Below are 20439 nucleotides of genomic sequence, written 5' to 3' on the forward strand. Positions count from 1 at the left end.
GCAGGGGCTGGGCGTCGTTCGTGAAGGCCCGGGAGTCGTTTCCGACACGCGGCAAGCTAGGGTAGAGACTGGAGGGCGGTGGTGGTGGGCAGGAACAGAACGGCATCAAATTCCCGGCGCACATCGTGGCGCAGGAACTGCATTGATGGCAGGGCATAGCCAACGTCGCGGAAGAGCAGGTTTTGGTGTAGCCACTGGGTGCCAGGCGCTAGGCCCGCAGTGCGCAGGTTGAGGTAGGAGAGTGGCAGCCGCGCCGCCTGGAAATAATACTCGTAGCTACCCGGCTCAGCGGCCGCCGCTACGGCCGGCCGGAAACCCGCCGTGCCGTTTTCCGCGCGAATTGCCGTGCGAAAATTGCCGGCGCCGAAGGCCATGCCCAGCGCTACGTAGTCGGGACCATAGGTGGCCCGCAGCCGTTGGCCGGTGCCATTGGTGGCGGCCAGCACGGAGTTGTGGGCCAGCACCGCCAGCCGCCCATCAGCAGCCTGCTGATGCAGCCAGTAGATGTTTTCGGCTAGGGTGTTGGCGCGGTAGGTAGTAGTGAGGTCCGAGTCGAGGGTGTGCAAGCCAGCAAACTGCTCCAATAGAAGCAGTAATTGGCGCTGCAAGGCAGCTTCGGACAGGAGTAGACTGCCGCTTAGGCGGTTCTGCTCCTCCAGGGCGGTGTGTACCTGCTGCAGGGTAGCCCGCGCCGCCGTGAGTTGCGCAGTGGTTTGGCCAGGTTCAGTGAAGGGGTTCAGCCGGATTGCAGCGGCGGGCAGCTGTTGCAGCTGGCGGCCCAGCTCATCCAGGCGGCCCCGTAAAGCAGTGGCGCGTTCGGGCAGCATGTCCCGCAGGTAGGCGGTGAGGGCCGCTGGCTGCCCACATTCCAGGCCCCACACCTGCACCTTGCCGGTGGCCCGCTCATTGTAGGTGCGCAGCCACTGCACCAGGGCCAGGGTTTCCGGGGAGTTGTAGGAGCCTAGCGCCTGCACCAGTTGGCGCGGGTTGCCCTGGCCAGTTTGCAGGTAGTCATTAAGGGCAAGGCAGGCGGCGGCATCAGCTTCCAGGGCCACTGTCCGCAGGCCTTTTTGCTCGATGAGGTAGCGGAGCAGGCGGTGGCGAAGCTGGGCAATTTCGCGGGAGCCATAGGTGGTTTCGCCCAACCCGACTACCTGGGCCTTGCCAACCAGGGTGCCTAGCGCGGCCAGGTCTTTGGTGTCGCCGGCATCGGGCAGGGTGGTGCGCAGCGGCACGGCAGCCTGCCGGAGCCAGGTCAGCTCGGTTGCCGTGGGGCGGGCCGGGGTGGCGGGGTCGAGTGGAGGAGTGTAGGGCTTGCCATCTACCAGCAGTTGCACGTTATCCACCCACACCGGCCCCGGGCCCGCCAGGCGCACCCCCAGCACCAGCTGCGTATAGTAGGCGTTCCAAGTGGTTGGCACCTCCACCCGAAACGGCTGCCAGCCGGTGCCAGGTTGAGTGGCGGCGGTTAAGGGCAGCTCCTGCAACGGGCCCCGGGCTCCGCTTCGGCCTCCCGGGCCATTGCTTTCGGCCAGTAGGGTGTAGTACAGAGCAGGTGCGGGCGTAGCTGGCGCGTATCGCAACTGCCCCTGCACCACCAGCGTTTTGCCCCGCAGGCTGGAGTCCAGCGGGGCTTGGCCGAGGTAGGCGTAGGCAGGAACACCCGAACGGACAGGTTCCAGCCGCAGATTGTAGCGGCCGTGCGCGGGAGCTGCTGAATCGGGCTGGGCGCGGTAGCGCGGGTCGGGTAGGGCGGCGGGGCGGCGCTCAAAGTCCCAGTTGGGCTGGCGGGCGGCGGCGCTAAGCACCAGAGGCTCGGTGCCGGGCAGCAGGTGGTCGGGGTAGTGTTGGCCAGAGTCCCATTCTACCCGCACATCATCCAGCCACACGCGCCCCTGGCCCAGGAACCGTAGCCCCAGCAGCAGGCTGACAGCCCCGGCCGGCACCGGCAGCTGAATCTGTACCCGCTGCCAGTCCGAGTTGGGTGGCAGGGCCGGGGCTGAGAAGTCGTCGTGGCTGGCCAGGTTTTCGCCCGTTGTGGCCGCCTGGGCATGGGCGTACAAAAAGGCCTTGCCGGTGAAGTTCTGGGTGCGGAGCTGCCCGCTGATGGTCACCGTGTGCCCGCGCAGAGAGTCGATGGGCGAGATATTGGTGTACACCGCTCCGCCCACGGGCTCTTCGGCCTGGCTCACATCCAGCAGCAAGCTGCCCTGGCCGTTGGCGGCCTTGGTAAGTGTGTCCAGCCGCAGCACGCGCGCCGGAACCCGGGCATTCCAGAGCAGGAAGGGTTGGTGCCGGTTAGCCTCGGGCTCGAAGCTGAGGTTGAGCCGGGCCTGAGCGTACCCAAATTGGGGAACTGAAATGAGCAGGAGCAGCAGGCAGAGGTAGCGCATCGTATATGGAAAACAGAGCAAGTAAAAAGGCCGCCCGGCTATTCCGAACGGCCTTTTGCGAGTGGCTAGTATGGCTGGTACGGATTAGCGCACAATTTCAAACCACCCCTTGTAGCTGGTGCCGTCCTCCAGCTTAAACATATAGTAGTATACACCCTGAGCCTGCTCCTGGCCGCCATAGGTGTTGCGGTAGTTGCTGGTCTGATACACCTGCTTACCCCAGCGGTTGAAGATGGTGAGCGTGTTGCGCGGGTACAGAGCTACGTTATCAATGAACAGCACGTCGTTCTTGCCGTCACCGTTGGGGGTGATGATGTTGTAGAAGCCCAGCTTGTTGTCGAAGCTTACGCAGGCATCATTGGACAAGGAAATGCGGGTCGTGGCCTCGGTGCTGATGGCCTGCACCCGGAAGCACTGGGCAAAGCCGGCCGTGCTGCTGGGCAGCTCCAGCGTCAGCACTGAGCCGGCCACGGTACCCACCAACTCGGCGGTGCCGTTGTCGGCCACGCGGCTTACGCGGTACTCCTTAACTGCGAAGCCGTGGTAGGCGCTCCAGTTCACCTGCACCTTACCTACGTCGCGGCCCCCGGTGCTCTGGGTGGCGGTGGCGCGGGTGAGGATGGTGGTGTGGGTTTGGCTGCTGAGCACGGTGCCGCAGGCATTGGTCAGGTTGACTTGGTACTGGTAGGCCTTAGCATCGGCATCCACGGCGTTGTCGGTGAAAGTGGTGGCCGAGTTAGCCACGTTGCCCACCGTGGTGTACGCGCCGGTGCTGCCGGCCTCGCGGCGCAGAATTTGCACGCGGTTGGTGTTGCCGGTGTTGTTGGGCACTTGTAGAGCCAGCGTAATGCTCCGGTCCTGGGTGGCAGCATCCACCGAGGCCGTGTTCAGGGCCACCGTGGCGTTGTCCGGACGGATGGTGAAGGTGGCGGTGCAGCTCTGGCTGGTGGTTTCCGTTACGCTGAGCGTGGCGTTGGCCGAGCCGGCCGGCACATCAATGGTAACGGCGTTAGTGCCCTGGCCGCCGGTGATGGTGCCGCCTGTAAGCGTCCACTGGTACTGCCCGCCTGCCAGGCCCGTAGTAGAGTAGGCCAGGCCGGTGCGCGCCTCGGGGCAGTAGCTGGCCGGGCCGCTGATGGCCAGGGGCGGCACTACCACAAAGGTTTTGGTGTAGGGTTGGCCCACGCAGCCGCTGGCCGTGGTTTCCCGGATGGTAAGGGTGTAGGGTGTGGCGCTGGCAACGGGGTTATTGATGGTAACTGAGTTGCCCGTACCGGCTACCGTAGTGCCATTCAGCGTGAAGGTATAGGAGGAAGTAGCCGCCCCCGGTAGCGAGAATACTACATTGCCCGCGCCCGCGCACACTCGGCTGGGGCCGCTAATGGCCAGGGTAGTAGCGGGTGAGGGCAGCACGTTTACGTATAGCGTATCACTGGTGCCCCGGCAGATACCGCCGGCTGGGTTGCTCGATTCCGTAACTACCAGCTTCGCCAAACCCACGCGGGTGAAGCGCACCTGCACCGTGGCTTGATTGGTGCCTACCTGCGTCCCGCCCACAATCTGCCAGGCATACACGGAGCCGTTGGTGAACTGCGTCTGGTAGGTAAAAGGGCCATCGGCCAGGCACACCTGCAAGGGGCCGGTGGGCCGGGGCGTGGCCAGTTGCTGGTTTACCCGCACGGGCAGCGTAACGGTATCCGGCGAGCACCCGAAGGAGTTCAGTTGAAACGCGCGCACCGAAGCCGAGGCAGTGGCCGGGCCCCAGTTAACGGTAATAACCGGCGTGCCCTGGCCGCTGGCAATGGTGCCGCCGGTTACCAGCCACTGGTAGGCTGTGTTGCGCGGGTTGCGGATGTTGTAGCGCACGCCCTGCACCGTGGGGCACACCGAGGCCGAGCCCTGAATGCTGTCGGGCACCGGCCGCGGGTTCACCGTGAGTACTACCGTATCGCGGGTGGCGCAGCCTAGGGGCGTGGTAGCCGTTAGCACGTAAGTCAGCACGAGGGGCGTTTGGGTGGCATTGCGGGCCGTGAACACTGGGCGGGCAGCAGTGGCGCTGCTCAGGTTGGCGGCCGGGCTCCACTGGTAGGTATAACCGGTCAGCGCCGCCGTGCCCAGCGTCAACTGCTTGCCGTCGCAGAGGGCGGCATCGGGGCCCGCATTGGCGGTGGCGGCGGGGTTCACCCGGATGGTGACGGTGCTGGTGGCTACGCAGCCCTGGGCCGTGGTAACGGTGAGCGTGTAGGTATAGGTCTGGGGTTGGGTGCTGGTGTTAAGCTGGTTGAAAATGGGCTGGGCCACGGTAGCACTGCTCAGGCCGGCGGCGGGGCTCCACTGGTAGCTGAAGCCCGCCACGGCCGCCGTGCCCAGCACCGTGGTTTCCCCGGAGCACACGGTGCGGTTGGCCCCGGCCGCTGCTGCGGCCGCCGGATAAATAGTGACGCGCACCGTATCCTGGCTTACGCAGCCCAGCGCCGTAGTGGCAGTTACTACATAGCTGAATACCTGGGTAGTAGCCGTGGTATTGCTGAGGGTAAGTACCGGCTGAGCCGTGGTACTACTGCTCAGGCCGGTGGCGGGGCTCCACTGGTAAGTATAGCCTGCCAGTGCCGCGCTGCCCAGCGTAATGGGCGTTCCTGAACACACGGACTGGTCGGGGCCGGCGTTGGCGGTGGCAGCAGGGTTTACGGTGATGGTAACGGCGCTGGTTGCGGTGCAGCCCTGGGCCGTGGTGGCCGTGAGCGTGTAGGTGTAGGTTTGGATGGCCCCGGTGGTGTTGCTGAGCGTGAGTACCGGTTGAGCAACTGTGCTGCTGCTCAGGCCGGTAGCCGGGCTCCATTGATACGTGTAGCCTGCCACGGCCGCGCTGCCCAGCGTTACCGGCACCCCCGAGCACACTGTTTGCGCTGGCCCAGGGCTGGCTACGGCCGCCGGGTTCACCGTTACGGTTACCTGTCGGGAAGCCGTGCACACCCCATCCGTAGAACGCACGGTGTACACAGTAGTTTGGGCCGGACTCACTGTAATGCTGGCTCCCGTAAACGTCTGGCCGCTGCTGCTGGTCCAGCTGTACAGCTGCCCGCCACTGGCCGTGAGGGTAGTTGAGCTTCCCGGACAGATACTTACATCGGCGCTGACAGCCAGCGTGGAGGCCGGCCGAATATCCACGGTGCGCTGAACGGAATCAGTGGGGCACCCCAGGCCGGATACGCCGCGTACCGTGAGTGTGCCGGTGCCGGTGGTGCCCCACAGTACCTGTACTGAGTTGCCGGTAGCAGAACCCTGAATAGTACCGCCGCGCACCGTCCAGCGGTAGGAGCCGGCCGTCGGGCCCGCCGCCGTGTAGGGCAGGCTCTGCGTTCGGTCACAGATGATGGTGTCGCCGTTGATGCGGTTGGGGCCGGCCGCCCGCGTTACTGTTATGCGGTATACCCCGGCAATGGTTTTGCTGCCGCAGGTATTGTCGCTCACCGTTACTACCACATCATAAGGTGTGGCACGGGCGTTGCCGCAGCGCGTATTGAACACAAAAGCGCCCGTTACGGATGCTGTGGCCGTAACGGTGGCACTACCTGTTGGGCTGCCGGCCGGCACAGTTCCCTGGTTGCCGTTCACGCTAAAATCAAACGGGCCGCTGCCATCCAGCAGCGCACTGTTTACTCGCATGGTCAACAATTTGCCCTCGGGGTCGGTGGAGGTAACCCCAAAGTTCAAGGAGCGGCCTTCCTCCACCGTAAATTCCCGTACAGCCACCGAGGTAGGCGTAAATACCGGGGCCAGGTTGGCCTGGCAAGGCCTCGATACCAGCTGAATGTCGCGGCGGGTGGTGCCTACCAGCACCTCCCGGCCATTAACCGTGCGGTACTCCTTTACATCCACGGCCACCACATACTTACCTTGGTTAGGAGCCACGTACGTGCTAATGCCGGTGCTGGCATTCAGCGCCGCATAGCTGCCGGCCGCCGGCCCGAATGGTTTGGTTACGCTGTAGCCGCTGGCGTAAGTAACGGGGGGCGGCGGCGGGGCAAAGTTGCCGAAGGGCGCAGCGCCCTGGTAAGGAGTACCAAAGGAGTAAATCAGCCGGTCCCCGTCAGCATCGTAGGCGTTGTTGAGCAGGATGGTGGTATCGCCCTGGCAGATAACGGCCACGGCTGTATCCGAAAATACGGGGGAGGTATTCGGCAACAGGGGCGGCGCCATATCCATGTACAGCGTCATGTTGGTGGCACCGGGGCTCTGCAGGTTGGTTACGTCGTTGTTGCGGGCTATGTCGGTGTACACGGCGTAATACCCATCAAACGACAGCGGCAGGTTCACGGTAGTTACGTACTTGGCCAGCGTTACGCGGGGTGGCTGGCTGGTAGGCAGCGTGCAGCCGCCCGGCGTAGGCGGGGTAATTTCCGCGAAGCTGGTGCGGGGAACCGTCATGCTGGTGATGCGCGCCCCATTCTGCGACTTGTTATAAAACGTAATTTCCACGCTGGGCCGCCCATCGGGTGCCGCCGAGCCAAACTCCTTATTCAGATACACCAATACCGTTACCTGGTAGCGGAAAGGCGCCCCAGTGGGGCCTTTCGCATCCAGGTATTTGTAATTCATTTCGCCACCCAGCAAATGGGTGGCTGCCGCTGGCCGGGCGCCTAGTAATAAGCCAACAAGCAACAGCAGACAGGTACGCAGTAAAGTTGTGCGCATATAAACAAATGAAAGTAGGGGAGGGCGCCCGCCGCCGAGGGGCCGGCGGCAGAGCGGGAGGGAGGCAGAGCGGGAGGAAGGCAGGCTAGTTGCGCAGCACGCGCCGGATGGCCGTCTGTCCGTGGGTACCGGCCAGGCGCAGCACGTACAGGCCCGGGGGCAAATGGCTCAGGTTGAGGGAGGCGTCGGTAGCGGCGCTCAGGCGCACGGTGCTGCGGTGCACGCAGGTGCCCACGCTGTTGGTTACTTCCACCGCGTAGGTGTCGGCCGCACCGGTATCTGCCACATGCAACGCCACCACGCCGGTAGCGGTAGGGTTGGGCGAAACCGACAGGCCCGGCAGCGACTGCGCCGCCCGGGTGGCAGTAGTCGACACAACCTGCACGCTGTAATCTTCGATTTCCGTATTAGGCTGAGCAACAATGCCCGTGCAGGCATACGGGGAGTTGTTATTGAGGCGGGCAATGATGCGCATCCGCGTAAACCCTATCAGGCTCTGCTGATTAGGCACTGCCACTGAGATGATGCCCGGATTCGTGGTGATTTGGTTGGCAACAAGCTCCGAGGTATCAAACACCCCGTTCCGGTCCCAGTCCAGCCACACCGTAGTTATTCGCTGGGCATTGATATTGCTGGCTACCGTTAACGCATAGGTCTGGCCCAGTCGGAGGGTCATGAGCTTGCCGGCATAGTTACCGTAGCCGTTGGGGTCAGCATCGGAAGTATTGGCGAATACGGTGGTTTGGCCGGAACTCAGCGCCACGTTCGTAATCCAAAAGGAGGTGTTGTCTCCGGTGGCGTAGCAATACTGCCGGCACGGAATGGTTACCAGTACCGTAGTGCCGCTGGTAAAGGTGTTGGTGCCGTAGGCGTTGGTGGCTGTCAGGGTTACCTGGTAGCTGCCAACTGCCGTGTAGGTATGGCTGGGGTTCTGCAGGGTGCTGGTGGTGCCGTCGCCAAAGTTCCAGCGCCAGCTGGTGGGCACGTTCTGCGACTGATCGGTGAACTGCACGGTGGTTTGGCAGGAGCCCGGCACGTAGTTGGATGTGAAGCCTGCTACCGGTGGCTGGGTACTCTGGCGCAGCGTTACGGTATAGTCCTCGGCCTGGCCGTACTGGATGCCTGCACAAGCCGTAAAGCCGGAACCCACAAAATCGGCGGCCACGCGCAGGCGCAGGGGCTGGTTGAGCGGGGCATTAACCGGCACTGTGTAGGTGCCGCTGGGGTTTCTGGTGTTCAGGGCCTGAAATATCTGCTCACTGGCTTCAAAGGTGCCGTTGTTGTTCACATCCAGCCACGCGCGGGTATCGTGGGGGTTGCTGCCACCGGTAAGCACGCTTAAAGGGTAGCGGTTTCCGGCCAGCAATTCCAGCTTGCCCGTGCAGGTAAAGTCTTCGTAGCCAGCCTGCCCATCGGCTGAGGTGGAGACAAAGCCTCCAAGGGCAAACCTCGTAATACCGTAGCCGCAGCAGTACGCCGAGGTGGTGGCAGTACAGGTGGCGGCCACTGGCACGGCGCTATCGTAGATGATGTAGCCGGTGCGGGTTTTGGTGTTGCTGCCTACGCTGTTAGTGGTGGTCAGGGCCACGGTAAACGTGCCGGGCGTGGTGTAGCGGTGGCTGGGGTTCTGCAGGGTGCTGGTGGTGCCGTCGCCAAAGTTCCAGAGCCAGCTGCCGGGGCCATTCTGCGTTTGGTCGGTAAACTGCACGGTGCCGGAGCAGGTGCGGGTCTGGTCGGCCGTAAACTCGGTTACCGGGGCCTGCGCGCTGGCAGAAGCCACCAGAGCGTAATCCTCGGTTTGCGAGTACTGAGGCGTAGAGCAGGGCGTGGGCACCGGAGCATTCACGTAGTCGGCCGCCACGCGCAGGCGCAGGCCCACGCCCGTAACGGTACCTACTGGTAGCCGCACCGTGCCCGTGTGCACGCGCTTGGCATTGGAGCTGAACACCAATTCGGAGCTGGGGCTGAAGGTGCCGTCGTTGTTCAAATCGGCCCACACCCGCACATTTTCGTCGGCGTTGCTGTTGGTCCGGATAGAAATGGGCGCATCAATGCCAACGGTGAGGGCTGCGGCTGCCAGCGTGCAAGCGTAGTTCTTGTAGCCTTCCTGCACGCCGGCGGTGGTAGAGTTGATGCCCCCCAGCGTCACGTTCAAAATACCCATGGCAAACGGGTAATTGGCGGCGGGTGCGTTGCCGGGCGTGCAGGCCGCGGCTGCCGGCGGGCAGGTTTGGGCCCGGGCTTGCAAAGCCAAAAAGGGTATCAGTACACTGAGTAAGCCGAAGACGTACCTCATCTTCTCACCCAATTGAGTGCGTAAGGGTTGCATCATAGAAAAGCACTAAAGGGAAAAAAGAGGATGGGAAACTCCGGGAATAACGGCGAACCAAAATACAATTTTCTCGGCTGCGAATTCAATATATCAGCTTCTAATGCTCCAGCTCCCCGAAATTCGACGGATGCGGGATTCTGCCCGGCGCTCTGCCGAAATCCGCGTAGTTTTGCCGTATTCCCAACCGGAATATCCTGATAGTTTTTCTCCCTTGCATGAAAGATAAAGTTGTGCTCATCACGGGTGGCACCTCTGGCATTGGCCGGGCCACGGCCCTGGAGTTTGGTCGGGCCGGCGCCCGCATCGTTATTACTGGCCGCGACGAAGCTCGCCTGCAGGAAACGGCCCACGAGCTGGCCCGTCTGGGTATTCAGCACCGCACCGTGCGGGCCGATGTGGGCGTGGAGGCCGACTCGGTGCGGGCCGTGCAGGAAACCCTGGCCGCGTTTGGCCGCCTAGATGTACTCATCAACAATGCCGGCATCAGCATGCGCGCCCTCTTCCGCGACGCCAGCCTGGACGTGATTCGTCAGCTGATGCAAACCAACTTCTTCGGCACGGTGTACACCACCAAGTTTGCCCTGCCCTACATCACCCAGACTAAGGGCTCCATTGTGGGCATCAGTAGCATTGCCGGCTACCGGGGGCTGCCTGGTCGCACCGGCTACTCGGCCTCCAAGTTTGCCATGCACGGCTTTCTGGAAGCCCTGCGCACCGAGCTGCTGCCCCAGGGCGTGCACGTGCTGCTGGCCTGCCCGGGTTTTACGGCCTCCAACATCCGCAACGTAGCCCTGGCCGCCGATGGCTCTAAGCAAGGGGAGTCGCCGCGGGATGAGCAGAAGATGATGAGCAGCGAGGAAGTGGCCCAGCATCTGTTGGAAGCCGTGCGCCAGCGCCGCCGCGACTTGGTGCTCACCAGCACGGGCAAGCTCACCGTGTTCCTGAATAAGTGGTTGCCCGGCCTGGCTGATAAGTTGGTGCTGAACCACTTCCGTAAGGAGGAGCCTGATTTTGTACTGTAACTTTTAAGCCGGCCGGGGGCCACTGTTCTGCATGAACCATCACCTGCAGCAAATTCTGGATAATCCGCTGGCGGCCCTGGCAGTAGTGGGCAACCTGATCATTATCGAAAGCTTGCTCTCCGTGGATAACGCGGCCGTGCTGGCTACCATGGTGGGCGACTTGCCCAAGGAGCAGCGCCAGAAAGCTCTGCGCTACGGCATCATTGGGGCCTACGTGTTCCGGGGTATCTGCCTGCTGTTTGCCTCCTATTTAGTAGAGGTCTGGTTTCTCAAGCCCTTGGGCGGTCTGTACCTGTTGTATCTGGCTGCCAGCTACTTTCTGCCCAAGCGCGGCGCTCAGGCAGATGATGGAGTGGATAAGGAGAAGAGCTGGATTTACCGCCGTACCCTGGGGACCTTCGGGCAGTTTTGGGCCACCGTGGCCCTCATTGAGCTCATGGACCTGGCCTTTTCCATCGACAACGTATTCGCCGTGGTAGCCTTCACCGATAACCTGATTCTGGTGTGTACGGGTGTATTTATCGGCATTTTGGCTATGCGGCTGGTGGCCCAGGCATTCGTGCTGCTGATGGCCAAATACCCCTTTTTGGAAACGGCCGCATTCGTGGTTATCGGTATATTGGGGCTGAAGCTGCTGCTTTCCTTGGTAGAGCACTACGCCCCCACGCACCCGTTCAGCCGCTTCCTCACCAGCGAAACCGCCGAAATCGGCCTCACACTGCTCACGGTGGCGGTGTTTGCGGTGCCGCTGCTGGTAACTTGGGTGCGGCGGCGCGTGGCTTAACAGGAGAGTTGTGCAAGGTGAAGGTATAAAGCATTAACCGGGGATAAGCCCCTCGGCCTTAACGGAGCAGGGCCCTTACCCCATCTGAACAAACCATCATAGTAATGGCCATTCAGATGGGGTAAGGGCCTTCTTTTTGGCTGCTGTCATCATCTGTGCTACCCACTTCACAAGTTCACCACTGACAGCTTCACCACTTATTCCACCAGCAGCAAATCGGGGCGGCGGATGTAAGCGTCGCGGCCCTGCCACTGCACCCGAAACCAGATATCCTGCTGCCCACGCACCTCAAACCGGTCACCGGCCGCTGCCGTGGTCAGCCAGGCCGAGCCGGCGCTGGGCCCGGCCATAAGCGGAGCGCGGGGGCGGGCTACCAGCCCAACCCGGCCCGGAGCCAGCAGATTAAGAAACACGCCCACCGCGGCCAAATACGCGGCGTACGTAGCCCACCAGGCCCGGTCGGCCGTACGTCGCCGGATCAGCAGCAAGGTGCCACCCCCCACCGCCAGAATCAGCAGCCCTTGCAACAGCCGGTAATAGTAGCGCTGCACCGTAATCAGCAGGTTTTGCCGCCAGGTATCGGGGTAGCCGGTAAGGCGGTGCTCCTGCGCCAAGCCTACCATTTTGCGCCAGGTAGCTTGGCGCGGCTGCCAGGCCTGCGCCGTACTCAGGTAGTACAGAGCCGCCGGGTAATGCCCCAATGCCTCCTGCACGTAGGCCATGCGCAGCAACTGCCGGGCCGACTGTTGCTGGTCTTGCTCCCTGGCTTGGCGGTAAAGCGGATATGCCTTCTCCACTTGCCCGGCCTGAAACAAAGAATCGGCCTTCAGAAGAGCCGGACTAACTTTTTGGGCCTGAACGGATTGGGAAAGTACCGCTGGAAATAGAAAAAAAAGGTAGGCTTTTTTCAGCAAAACAGTTGCACGGTTAGGTTTGGGCCTCTACTTTTGTGCCACAATCAGCGAGAAACGCCCGCTGGTTACAAAGAAACTGATTCTGTAGCTCAGCTGGTAGAGCAATACACTTTTAATGTATGGGTCCTGGGTTCGAATCCCAGCGGGATCACCAAAGCCTTGTCGGATACGACAGGGCTTTTTTGTTGTTGGGGCTACATAGTTCAGTTATTTTTACTGTTATATAACTGATAGTCAGATCTTCATCAGAAATTCATGTAACTAAAGGGCAGTATTCCTAGTCTAGGTAGAGAAACCAACCTCTTTACCAGCATGGCTAACTCTGCGTCCGCAAAGCGACTACAACACCAAATTGCCCTGGTAACGGGCGGTAGCTCCGGTATTGGCTCCGGAGTAGCTGAGGCTCTGGCCGCAGAAGGCGCTACCGTTTTCGTGAACTATGCGCGCAGCCCGGAGGGCGCGGCGGAAGTGGTCAAAAAGATAGAAGAAGCCGGGGGTAAAGCCTACGCCGTGCACGCCGATGTGAGCAAGGAGAAAGAGGTGCTGGCCATGTTTGAGGAGATTCGGAGGCAGTGTGGTACATTACACATCCTAGTAAACAACTCCGGAATTCAGGATGACTCGCCGTTTCTGGAGATGACACTGAAAAAGTGGCAGAACGTTATCAACGTGAACCTGACGGGACAATTCCTGTGTGCCCGGGAGGCCGCCCGGGAGTTCGTGCGCCGGGGCCCGCAGCCGGAAATATCAAAGGCTACCGGCAAGATTATCTGCATGAGCTCGGTGCACGAGGTAATTCCCTGGGCCGGCCACGTGAACTACGCCACCAGCAAAGGTGGCATCATGCAGCTGATGAAGAGCATGGCCCAGGAGCTGGCTCCGCAGCGCATCCGGGTTAACAGCATTGGGCCGGGTGCCATTGCCACGCCCATCAACGAATCGGCCCGCGATACGCCCGAGGAGGAAAAAAGCCTGCTTACTCTTATTCCCTACGGCCGCATTGGCGAGCCCGCCGATATTGGCAAAGTAGCCGTGTGGCTGGCCTCCGACGAATCGGATTACGTGACGGGCACTACGCTGTTTGCCGACGGCGGCATGACCCTGTACCCTGGCTTCGCGGATAATGGGTGAGGCGGTTTTTAGCTGGTGGTTTTCAGGACGCGTTGCTGACAACTACCAACTGGCCAACCAGCACCTGATAACTACTCCAAAATGAGCGAGGAAAAACAACGGCAGCAGGCTGCCCGGGAAGGTAGCGCCCCATGGCACCGGTTCGGGCCTTACGTATCGGACCGGCAGTGGGGCACGGTGCGCGAGGACTACTCCGCCGACTCCCAACCCTGGACCTACACTACCCACGACATGGCCCGCAGCTACGCCTACCGGTGGGGCGAAGAGGGTATTGGTGGAGTCTGTGATGAGCGGCAGCTCCTGTGCCTGGCGCCGGCCTTCTGGAACGGGCAGGATGCCATTCTGAAGGAGCGGTTTTTTGGCCTGAGCGGCCCCGAGGGTAACCACGGCGAGGACGTAAAGGAGTTGTATTATTACCTCGACAATACGCCCACGCACAGCTACATGCGGATGCTGTACAAGTATCCGCAGCACGCTTTCCCGTACGACTGGCTGGTGCAGGAAAACGCCCGCCGCGACCGGCAAAAACCGGAGTTTGAGCTGCTGGATACCTGCGTTTTTCGGGAGAACCGCTACTTCGACATCTTTCTGGAATACGCCAAAGCCGGCCCCGAGGACTTACTGCTGCAGATAACGGTGCACAACCGGGGCGCGCAGGAAGCCCCGCTGCATGTACTGCCGCAAGTGTGGTTTCGCAACACCTGGGCCTGGGGCTATTCCGAGGACAAGCCTAACCTGACAGCGGCTACTGAGGGCGCCATCCGGGTTGCGCACGCCAACCTACCCGATTTGTGCCTGTACTATGAGCAAGGAGAGGGCCCGGCGGCAGAGCTGCTATTCTGTGACAACGAAACGAATGCCCGGCGGCTGTACGGGGCTCCCGGGGCCTCTGCCTTCTGCAAGGACGGCATCAACAACTACCTACTCCACGGTGAAGCCGCCGCCGTAAACCCCGCGCGGGAAGGCACCAAGGCGGCCGCGCACTACCAGCTGTTGGTGCCGGCCGGGGAAAGCCGCACGGTGCGCGTGCGGCTGGCAGCCCCGGGCCATCCTGAGCCGTTTGCCGATTTTGCCGGCATCATCAGCCAGCGCAAGGCCGAAGCTGATGCATTCTACCAGGAGCTGCAAACCGGCCTCGACAGCCCCGACGCCCGCAACGTGCAGCGCCAGGCCCTGGCCGGTATGCTCTGGAACAAGCAGTTCTACTATTATGATGTGGCCGAGTGGCTGCGCGGCGACCCGGCCCTGCCGCCCCCGCCCGAGAGTCGCCTGGACAACCGTAACCACACCTGGCCCCACCTAAACAACGCCGATGTGGTGTCGATGCCGGACAAGTGGGAATACCCCTGGTACGCGGCCTGGGACCTGGCTTTCCACTGCATTCCGCTGGCGATGGTGGATGTGGATTTTGCCAAAAACCAGCTGCGCCTGCTGTGCCAGGACTGGTACATGCACCCCAACGGACAGCTGCCGGCCTACGAGTGGAAGCTGGAGGATGTGAACCCGCCCGTGCACGCTTGGGCCACTTGGCGGGTGTACAAGATGGAACGCAAACAGCGCGGCCAGGGCGACACGGCGTTTCTGGAAAGCGTGTTCCACCGGCTGTTGCTCAACTTTACCTGGTGGGTGAACCGCAAGGACGAGCACAACCGCAACGTGTTTGAGGGCGGTTTTCTGGGTCTCGACAACATTGGCGTGTTCGATAGGAGTGCCCCGCTGCCCACCGGCGGCCATATGGAGCAGGCCGATGGCACCGCCTGGATGGCCATGTTTGCCCTGAACATGATGCGCATTGCCCTGGAGCTGGCCCGCACTAACCCCGTGTACCAGGATTTGGCCAGCAAATTCTTCGAGCACTTCCTCTACATTGCCTCGGCCATGAGCAACATGGGCGACCAGAAAATAGACATGTGGGATGATGAGGACGGCTTCTACTATGACGTGCTCAGCACACCCGACCACGGCCGCTTTCCGTTGCGGGTCCGCTCCATGGTAGGCCTGATTCCGCTGTTTGCCGTGGAGGTGCTGGATACCGATACCCTGCAGGATGTGCCCCGCTTTATCAGCCGCCTCAACTGGTTTCTGGACCACCGCCCCGAGCTGGCGGCCTTGGTCAGCCGCTGGCAGGAGCCCGGCAAAGGCCAAAGCCACCTGCTGAGCCTATTGCGCGGCCACCGCATGAAGCTGCTGCTGCGTCGGATGCTGGATGAAGCTGAGTTTCTGTCGGACTACGGCGTGCGGGCCCTGTCGAAGTTTCACCTGGAGCACCCCTTTGTATTTCAGCGGGATGAAGGCGACAAAGCAGTGGTAAACTACGAGCCTGCCGAGTCTACCACGTCCCTATTCGGGGGCAATAGCAACTGGCGGGGCCCCATCTGGATGCCCATGAATTTCCTGCTGGTGGAATCCCTGCAACGGTTTCACCACTACTACGGCCCCGATTTTAAAGTGGAATACCCCACCGGTACCGGGCGCTACTGCACGCTGCTGGAAATTTCCCAGGCTCTTACCGAACGTCTCACCGCCCTGTTCCTGCGCAATGCGGAGGGGCAGCGGCCCTGCTTCGGACAGGATAAGCAGCTGCAAAATGACCCCCACTTCCGCGACCATCTGCTGTTTCACGAGTATTTCCATGGCGACACGGGCAGCGGCCTTGGGGCCAGCCATCAAACCGGCTGGACGGGCCTGATTGCCAAACTGCTGCAGCCCCGCTCGTCTGATGAATGAAATGGTGGTTGCCAGTTGCTGGTGGTCAGTTGTTAGCTCATCATCCAACCAATAGAAACGGACAATCTTTAACCGAACAACCGACCACCAGTAACCGACAACTAAAAATATGGATTGGCTTGATTTCACCACCACCATTTCCGACGGCATGGCCTACTGGCCCGATAATGCGCCGGTACACATCAAAAAAACACTGAGCATAGCGGGCGGTGACGCCGCCAACGTAACGGAAATGAGCCTGAGTGTGCACACCGCCACCCACGTAGACGCGCCCCTGCATTTTCTCAAAGATGGACCAGACGTCACGCAGCTTGACTTGTCTACCCTGATGGGGCCGGCGCTGCTGGTGGAAATCCAGGATGCGCAGTTTGTTACCAAGGCTGAAATTGAGCATCTGCCGCTGCCGCGTGGTAGCCGGGTGCTGTTCAAAACCCAAAATTCCCGGCAGGACTGGGCGCGCCAACCCTTCAACCCCGATTTTGTGCGGGTGCACGCCGACGCCGCCGAGTGGCTCCGCGACCAGGGCGTGGTGTGCGTGGGCGTCGATTACCTTTCGGTAGGCCCCGCCGATACCCACCACATTCTGCTGGAAGCCGGCATTAGTGTAATTGAGGGCCTGGCTCTGCAGCATGCCGAGCCCGGGGAGTATGAGTTGATCTGCCTGCCCCTGAAAATTGCCGGCGCCGATGGGGCTCCGGCCCGGGTAATTGCCCGCAAACGGTGAGCAAGTGAAGCAGAGAGTCTGGCGCCTCGTTCGCGCGGTATAAAAGCCCAGACCCCTTGTTTCGCAACTTCACCATCCCACAACTTTACCACTTGTCATCATGAGTAAAACGCAAATTGGGGTTATTGGCCTGGGTAAAATGGGGGCCGGCCTGGCCCGGCAAGCCGCCGAGAAAGGCTTCCCCGTAGTAGGCATGGACCTGCACCCGCGCCCCGATCTGGAATCGGAAAACCTGCACGTAGTGGGTAGTTTAGTAGAGTTGGTGCAAAAGCTGCAACGCCCGCGTAAGGTGTTCCTGTACATTCCGGCCGGGGTAGCCGTTGATGGCCTGATTGAGCAGCTGCAGCCCCACCTGGAGCAAGGCGACATTATTGTGGATGGTGGTAACTCCTACTGGGGCGACTCCATCCGGCGCGCGGCCCGCCTCAAGGAGCAGGGCCTGTACTTCCTTGACTGCGGTACCAGCGGTGGCCCTGGTGGGGCTCGTAGCGGCGCCTGCTACATGGTAGGCGGTGAGGAAGCAGCGGTGAGTCAGCTGAAGGAGTTTTTTGTGGAAACGGCCGTGCCCAACGGCTTCCTGCACACCGGCCCCGCCGGCACCGGGCACTACGTGAAGCTGGTGCACAACGGCATTGAGTTTGGCATGCTGCAGGCCATTGGTGAAGGCATGGGCATGCTCACCCACTTCCGCGAAAAGCTGGATATCAGCGCCATTCTGGGGCTGTGGAACAATGGATCAGTGGTGCGCAGCTGGCTGGTGGAGCTCATGAAGAAGATGTACGACGAGGAAGGCGGCTTCAACGTGCCCAGCTACATTGAGGACACTGGCGAGGTAAACTGGCTGGTGGCCGATGCGCTGCACATGGAGGTGCCCATTCCGGTCATCACGCAGTCGGTCATGCAGTTGTTCACCTCCCGCGACAAAGAGCCCACTTGGGCCAAATCCATTGCCATGATGCGCCACGGTTTCGGCGGCCACCCCTACGGCGAGGACAAGGGCATTCAGCGGGAGCGGCAGTATGGCCGCGTGGGCGAGTACGAAATGCCCGAGGAAACCGGGGAGCGGGCCGATAAAGAACCCAGCGGTTCGCACTAGAGCCCCCTGGGAGCGTGATGCTTACGCAGTACCGGCATTCCGGGTAGGTGGCGCAACAGGCCATCTGCCCGGAATGCCTGGCTTACGGGCAAGCAGGGCTACCGGGCGTTGCGGGCGAAGGCACCGGCCTCACTTCCCGGAAAAAGCCGTATACTCCCCTACCAAAACCGACTTTGCTTTCTTTGTCGGAGCCTTTTCCAGGGCTCCGCTGTTCTTTTTACGTGACTGAACCAACCACCACTCCCGCCCGTCCTGATCTGCTGCGCATTCCGTACGATGATTACCGTGCCCTGCCGGCCATTGCCAATTCCGACCTTTCTCGCCTGCGCGACGCGTTAAATGGCCGCCCGCCTCGTCCTCACAACAGCGTAGGCGGTGCCCTGGGGTTGGGCACGGCCTTCCACACGGCCCTGCTGGAGCCCGATTTGTACCAGCCCGGCGAGCCTGGCATCAACGATACGCTGGTGTGGTGGATGGTGGAAGGGGTGAAGCTGAACCCGGAAGTGAATGCCCTGCTGGAAGTTGGTATTCCAGAGCCCAGCTGCATCTTTACGGAGCCCGTCACGGATACGCTCTGCAAGCTCCGCGCCGACCTGGTGGTGGATCAGCCCGGCCAGCCCTATACCATCATTGACTTTAAAACCACCATGGCCCGCGACCATAACCACTTCGTGGAGCAATGCTCGCAGTATGATTATGACCGCCAGGCCGCCTTCTACGCCGATGCCCTGCGGGCTGACCGGTTTTTGCTGGTAGGAGTGCAAAAGGTGGAGCCCTTCAAGGTGTTCACGTACGAAGTGCCGCCGCTGCTGCGCAATGAAGGCCGGGCCAAGTACATGCGGCTGCTGCGCCTGCTCAAGCCCGATGCACCAGTGCCGTTGTCGGTGGTGCAAGCCGTGCGCGACGTGCGTAATGCCTTAACCGGGGAAGCGGAATAAAGCCCGCGTACAGCTGCGTACGGTAATAAAACGAGGATATACAATAAGGGTGTATGAGTAGCGCTGATAAAAATAATAGTGCGGCAGCTCTTGTAATTTTAAATTGAGTTTTCTATACTTGCATACATCAGACAAAAACTGACCTAGTTCATGCGTCATTTCCGCAATAATCTCCAGAATAATAACTCGAATAATAATCTTATTCGGGACTGGAAGGCTATTGCTCCATTGGAGAACTGAAAAATCACTACTTGATTTTCTTTTAAAGCCTTCCGCAGCCCGGAAGGCTTTTTTTGTGCCTATGGCCCGGCCCAGCACGTGCAGTAGTCGGGAGCCAGTTGTGCTAATTGTGCACAAATACTTGTTGAATTTCTGAAAAAACTCCCGCAGCGGGAGAGAGGAATTCGTGTGCCTTTTTCGAAATAAAAATTTTCATAAACTCCTAAAATAAATACCCACCATGACCGCGCAGGAATTATTAAAAACGGAAGAAGCCATTGGCTTTGTGAAAGAAATTTTCACCAAAGAATTGAGCGCTCAACTGCAGTTAAGCAAGGTGTCGTCGCCGATAGCCGTGCTGGACGGCACCGGCATCAACGACGACCTGAACGGCATTGAGCGTCCCGTGGGCTTTCCTGTTAAGGCCCTGGATGAGCGCCGGGCGGTGGTAGTGCACTCCCTAGCTAAGTGGAAGCGGGTGCGCCTGCAAGAGTTGGGCATTGAGGCCGGCCGGGGCCTGCTTACGGATATGCGCGCCCTGCGCCCCGATGAAGACTATTCGCCCATCCATTCTATTTACGTGGACCAGTGGGATTGGGAAAAGCACATCAGCGCCGAGCAACGCACCCCGGAGTTCCTGAAAGCTACTGTAGAGCGCATTTATGACGCCCTGAAAACCACCGAGGCCCGGGTAGCTTCCGAGTACCCCGAAATTACGCCGGTGCTGCCCGCATCCATCACCTTTCTGCACGCCGAGGACCTGCTAAAGCAATACCCTACACTTACGCCCAAGGAGCGGGAGCACGCGGCAGTAAAGCAACACGGCGCGGTATTCCTGATAGGCATCGGGCATGAACTCAGCCACGGGGAGCCCCATGACGGCCGCGCCCCCGACTACGACGACTGGAGCACTGAAACGGCAAGCGGCTACCGCGGCCTCAACGGGGATATTCTGCTCTGGCACCCGGTGCTGCAAACGTCCTTTGAGGTGTCGTCGATGGGTATCCGGGTGGATAAGCACGCACTGGTGCGGCAACTGGCCCTGCGCGGCTGCCAGGATCGGCAGGAACTGTCGTTTCACTCCCGCTTGTTGAAGGATGAGCTGCCCCAGAGCATCGGCGGCGGCATTGGGCAGAGCCGGGTATGCATGTTTATGCTGCGCAAGGGCCACATAGGGGAGGTGCAGGTAAGCATCTGGCCCGAGGCGGTGCGGGAAGAGCTGGCCGGTGCCGGAGTGGGGCTGCTGTAGAGTAAGCCGGAAATGCTGCGACGTGCAGCCGGGTGGGGGAGCAGGTTTGGCGGCCGTAGCTTCCCCACCCTTTTTTGTGTCTAGTAGGGTAGTAGGGAAAATCCGGCAGGTTGGTCGATGAAAGTGCGGAGCCGGAAGAGAAAACCCGGTGATGGGGCCGTTAGCGGGCAGGTTCGGCACCAGGCTTGCAAGTGGGGTGTCAAGCGCTTACCCAG

General features: G+C 60.9%; 12 protein-coding genes and 1 tRNA gene. 9 read left to right on the forward strand and 4 right to left on the reverse strand.

From position 1 onward, the window contains the following. Positions 1–56 precede the first annotated feature (56 nt). The 3 genes from ABIB60_RS14060 to ABIB60_RS14070 all read right to left on the reverse strand — a co-directional run bounded on the left by ABIB60_RS14060 (position 57) and on the right by ABIB60_RS14070 (position 9420). The gene (locus ABIB60_RS14060) at positions 57–2393 is read right to left on the reverse strand and encodes an erythromycin esterase family protein (RefSeq protein ID WP_354580716.1); all 2337 of its coding nucleotides are present in this window, start codon (positions 2391–2393) and stop codon (positions 57–59) included. A gap of 84 nt (positions 2394–2477) precedes the next feature. Continuing rightward, on the reverse strand, positions 2478–7088 hold the full coding sequence (locus ABIB60_RS14065; RefSeq protein ID WP_354580717.1) for a T9SS type B sorting domain-containing protein: 4611 nt from the start codon (positions 7086–7088) through the stop codon (positions 2478–2480). A gap of 85 nt (positions 7089–7173) precedes the next feature. Beyond that, positions 7174–9420 carry a GEVED domain-containing protein gene (locus ABIB60_RS14070; RefSeq protein ID WP_354580719.1) on the reverse strand — a complete coding sequence of 749 codons (2247 nt, stop codon included), beginning with the start codon at positions 9418–9420 and terminating at the stop codon, positions 7174–7176. Positions 9421–9635: 215 nt separating this feature from the next. Between ABIB60_RS14070 and ABIB60_RS14075 the strand changes: the two genes are divergently transcribed. Together ABIB60_RS14075 and ABIB60_RS14080 are read left to right on the forward strand one after the other, a co-directional pair. Next, positions 9636–10442 (forward strand): SDR family oxidoreductase, encoded by an 807-nt coding sequence (locus ABIB60_RS14075; protein ID WP_354580721.1) that lies wholly within the window; start codon positions 9636–9638, stop codon positions 10440–10442. Between the two features lie 31 nt (positions 10443–10473). Further along, complete coding sequence (locus ABIB60_RS14080) at positions 10474–11226, forward strand: TerC family protein (protein WP_354580723.1); 753 nt, start codon at positions 10474–10476, stop codon at positions 11224–11226. 197 nt (positions 11227–11423) lie between these two features. Here the strand turns inward: ABIB60_RS14080 and ABIB60_RS14085 are convergent, their stop codons facing one another. Beyond that, on the reverse strand, positions 11424–12023 hold the full coding sequence (locus tag ABIB60_RS14085) for a hypothetical protein (protein ID WP_354580724.1): 600 nt from the start codon (positions 12021–12023) through the stop codon (positions 11424–11426). Between the two features lie 195 nt (positions 12024–12218). On the opposite strand from ABIB60_RS14085, the gene ABIB60_RS14090 reads away from it, so the two are divergent. The 7 genes from ABIB60_RS14090 (at position 12219) to asnA (ending at position 20224) form a co-directional block, all read left to right on the forward strand. Then, positions 12219–12294: transfer RNA gene (locus ABIB60_RS14090), tRNA-Lys, on the forward strand. A gap of 158 nt (positions 12295–12452) precedes the next feature. Further along, positions 12453–13271 (forward strand): glucose 1-dehydrogenase, encoded by an 819-nt coding sequence (locus ABIB60_RS14095; protein ID WP_354580726.1) that lies wholly within the window; start codon positions 12453–12455, stop codon positions 13269–13271. Between the two features lie 81 nt (positions 13272–13352). Beyond that, entirely contained in the window at positions 13353–15998 is a 2646-nt protein-coding gene (locus tag ABIB60_RS14100) for an MGH1-like glycoside hydrolase domain-containing protein (protein ID WP_354580728.1), read from the forward strand. 109 nt (positions 15999–16107) lie between these two features. Then, positions 16108–16722 carry a cyclase family protein gene (locus ABIB60_RS14105; protein WP_354580730.1) on the forward strand — a complete coding sequence of 205 codons (615 nt, stop codon included), beginning with the start codon at positions 16108–16110 and terminating at the stop codon, positions 16720–16722. A 100-nt stretch (positions 16723–16822) separates the two neighbouring features. Further along, complete coding sequence (locus tag ABIB60_RS14110; protein WP_354580733.1) at positions 16823–17818, forward strand: NADP(+)-dependent, decarboxylating phosphogluconate dehydrogenase; 996 nt, start codon at positions 16823–16825, stop codon at positions 17816–17818. A 221-nt stretch (positions 17819–18039) separates the two neighbouring features. Beyond that, positions 18040–18756, forward strand: coding sequence for a PD-(D/E)XK nuclease-like domain-containing protein (locus tag ABIB60_RS14115; RefSeq protein ID WP_354580735.1), 717 nt, complete (start codon positions 18040–18042; stop codon positions 18754–18756). 460 nt (positions 18757–19216) lie between these two features. Continuing rightward, complete coding sequence (gene asnA / locus ABIB60_RS14120; RefSeq protein WP_354580737.1) at positions 19217–20224, forward strand: aspartate--ammonia ligase; 1008 nt, start codon at positions 19217–19219, stop codon at positions 20222–20224. The last annotated feature ends 215 nt before the right edge of the window (positions 20225–20439 follow it).

Origin of the sequence: Hymenobacter sp. UYP22, from assembly GCF_040547285.1 — a bacterium.
GTDB lineage: Bacteria > Bacteroidota > Bacteroidia > Cytophagales > Hymenobacteraceae > Hymenobacter.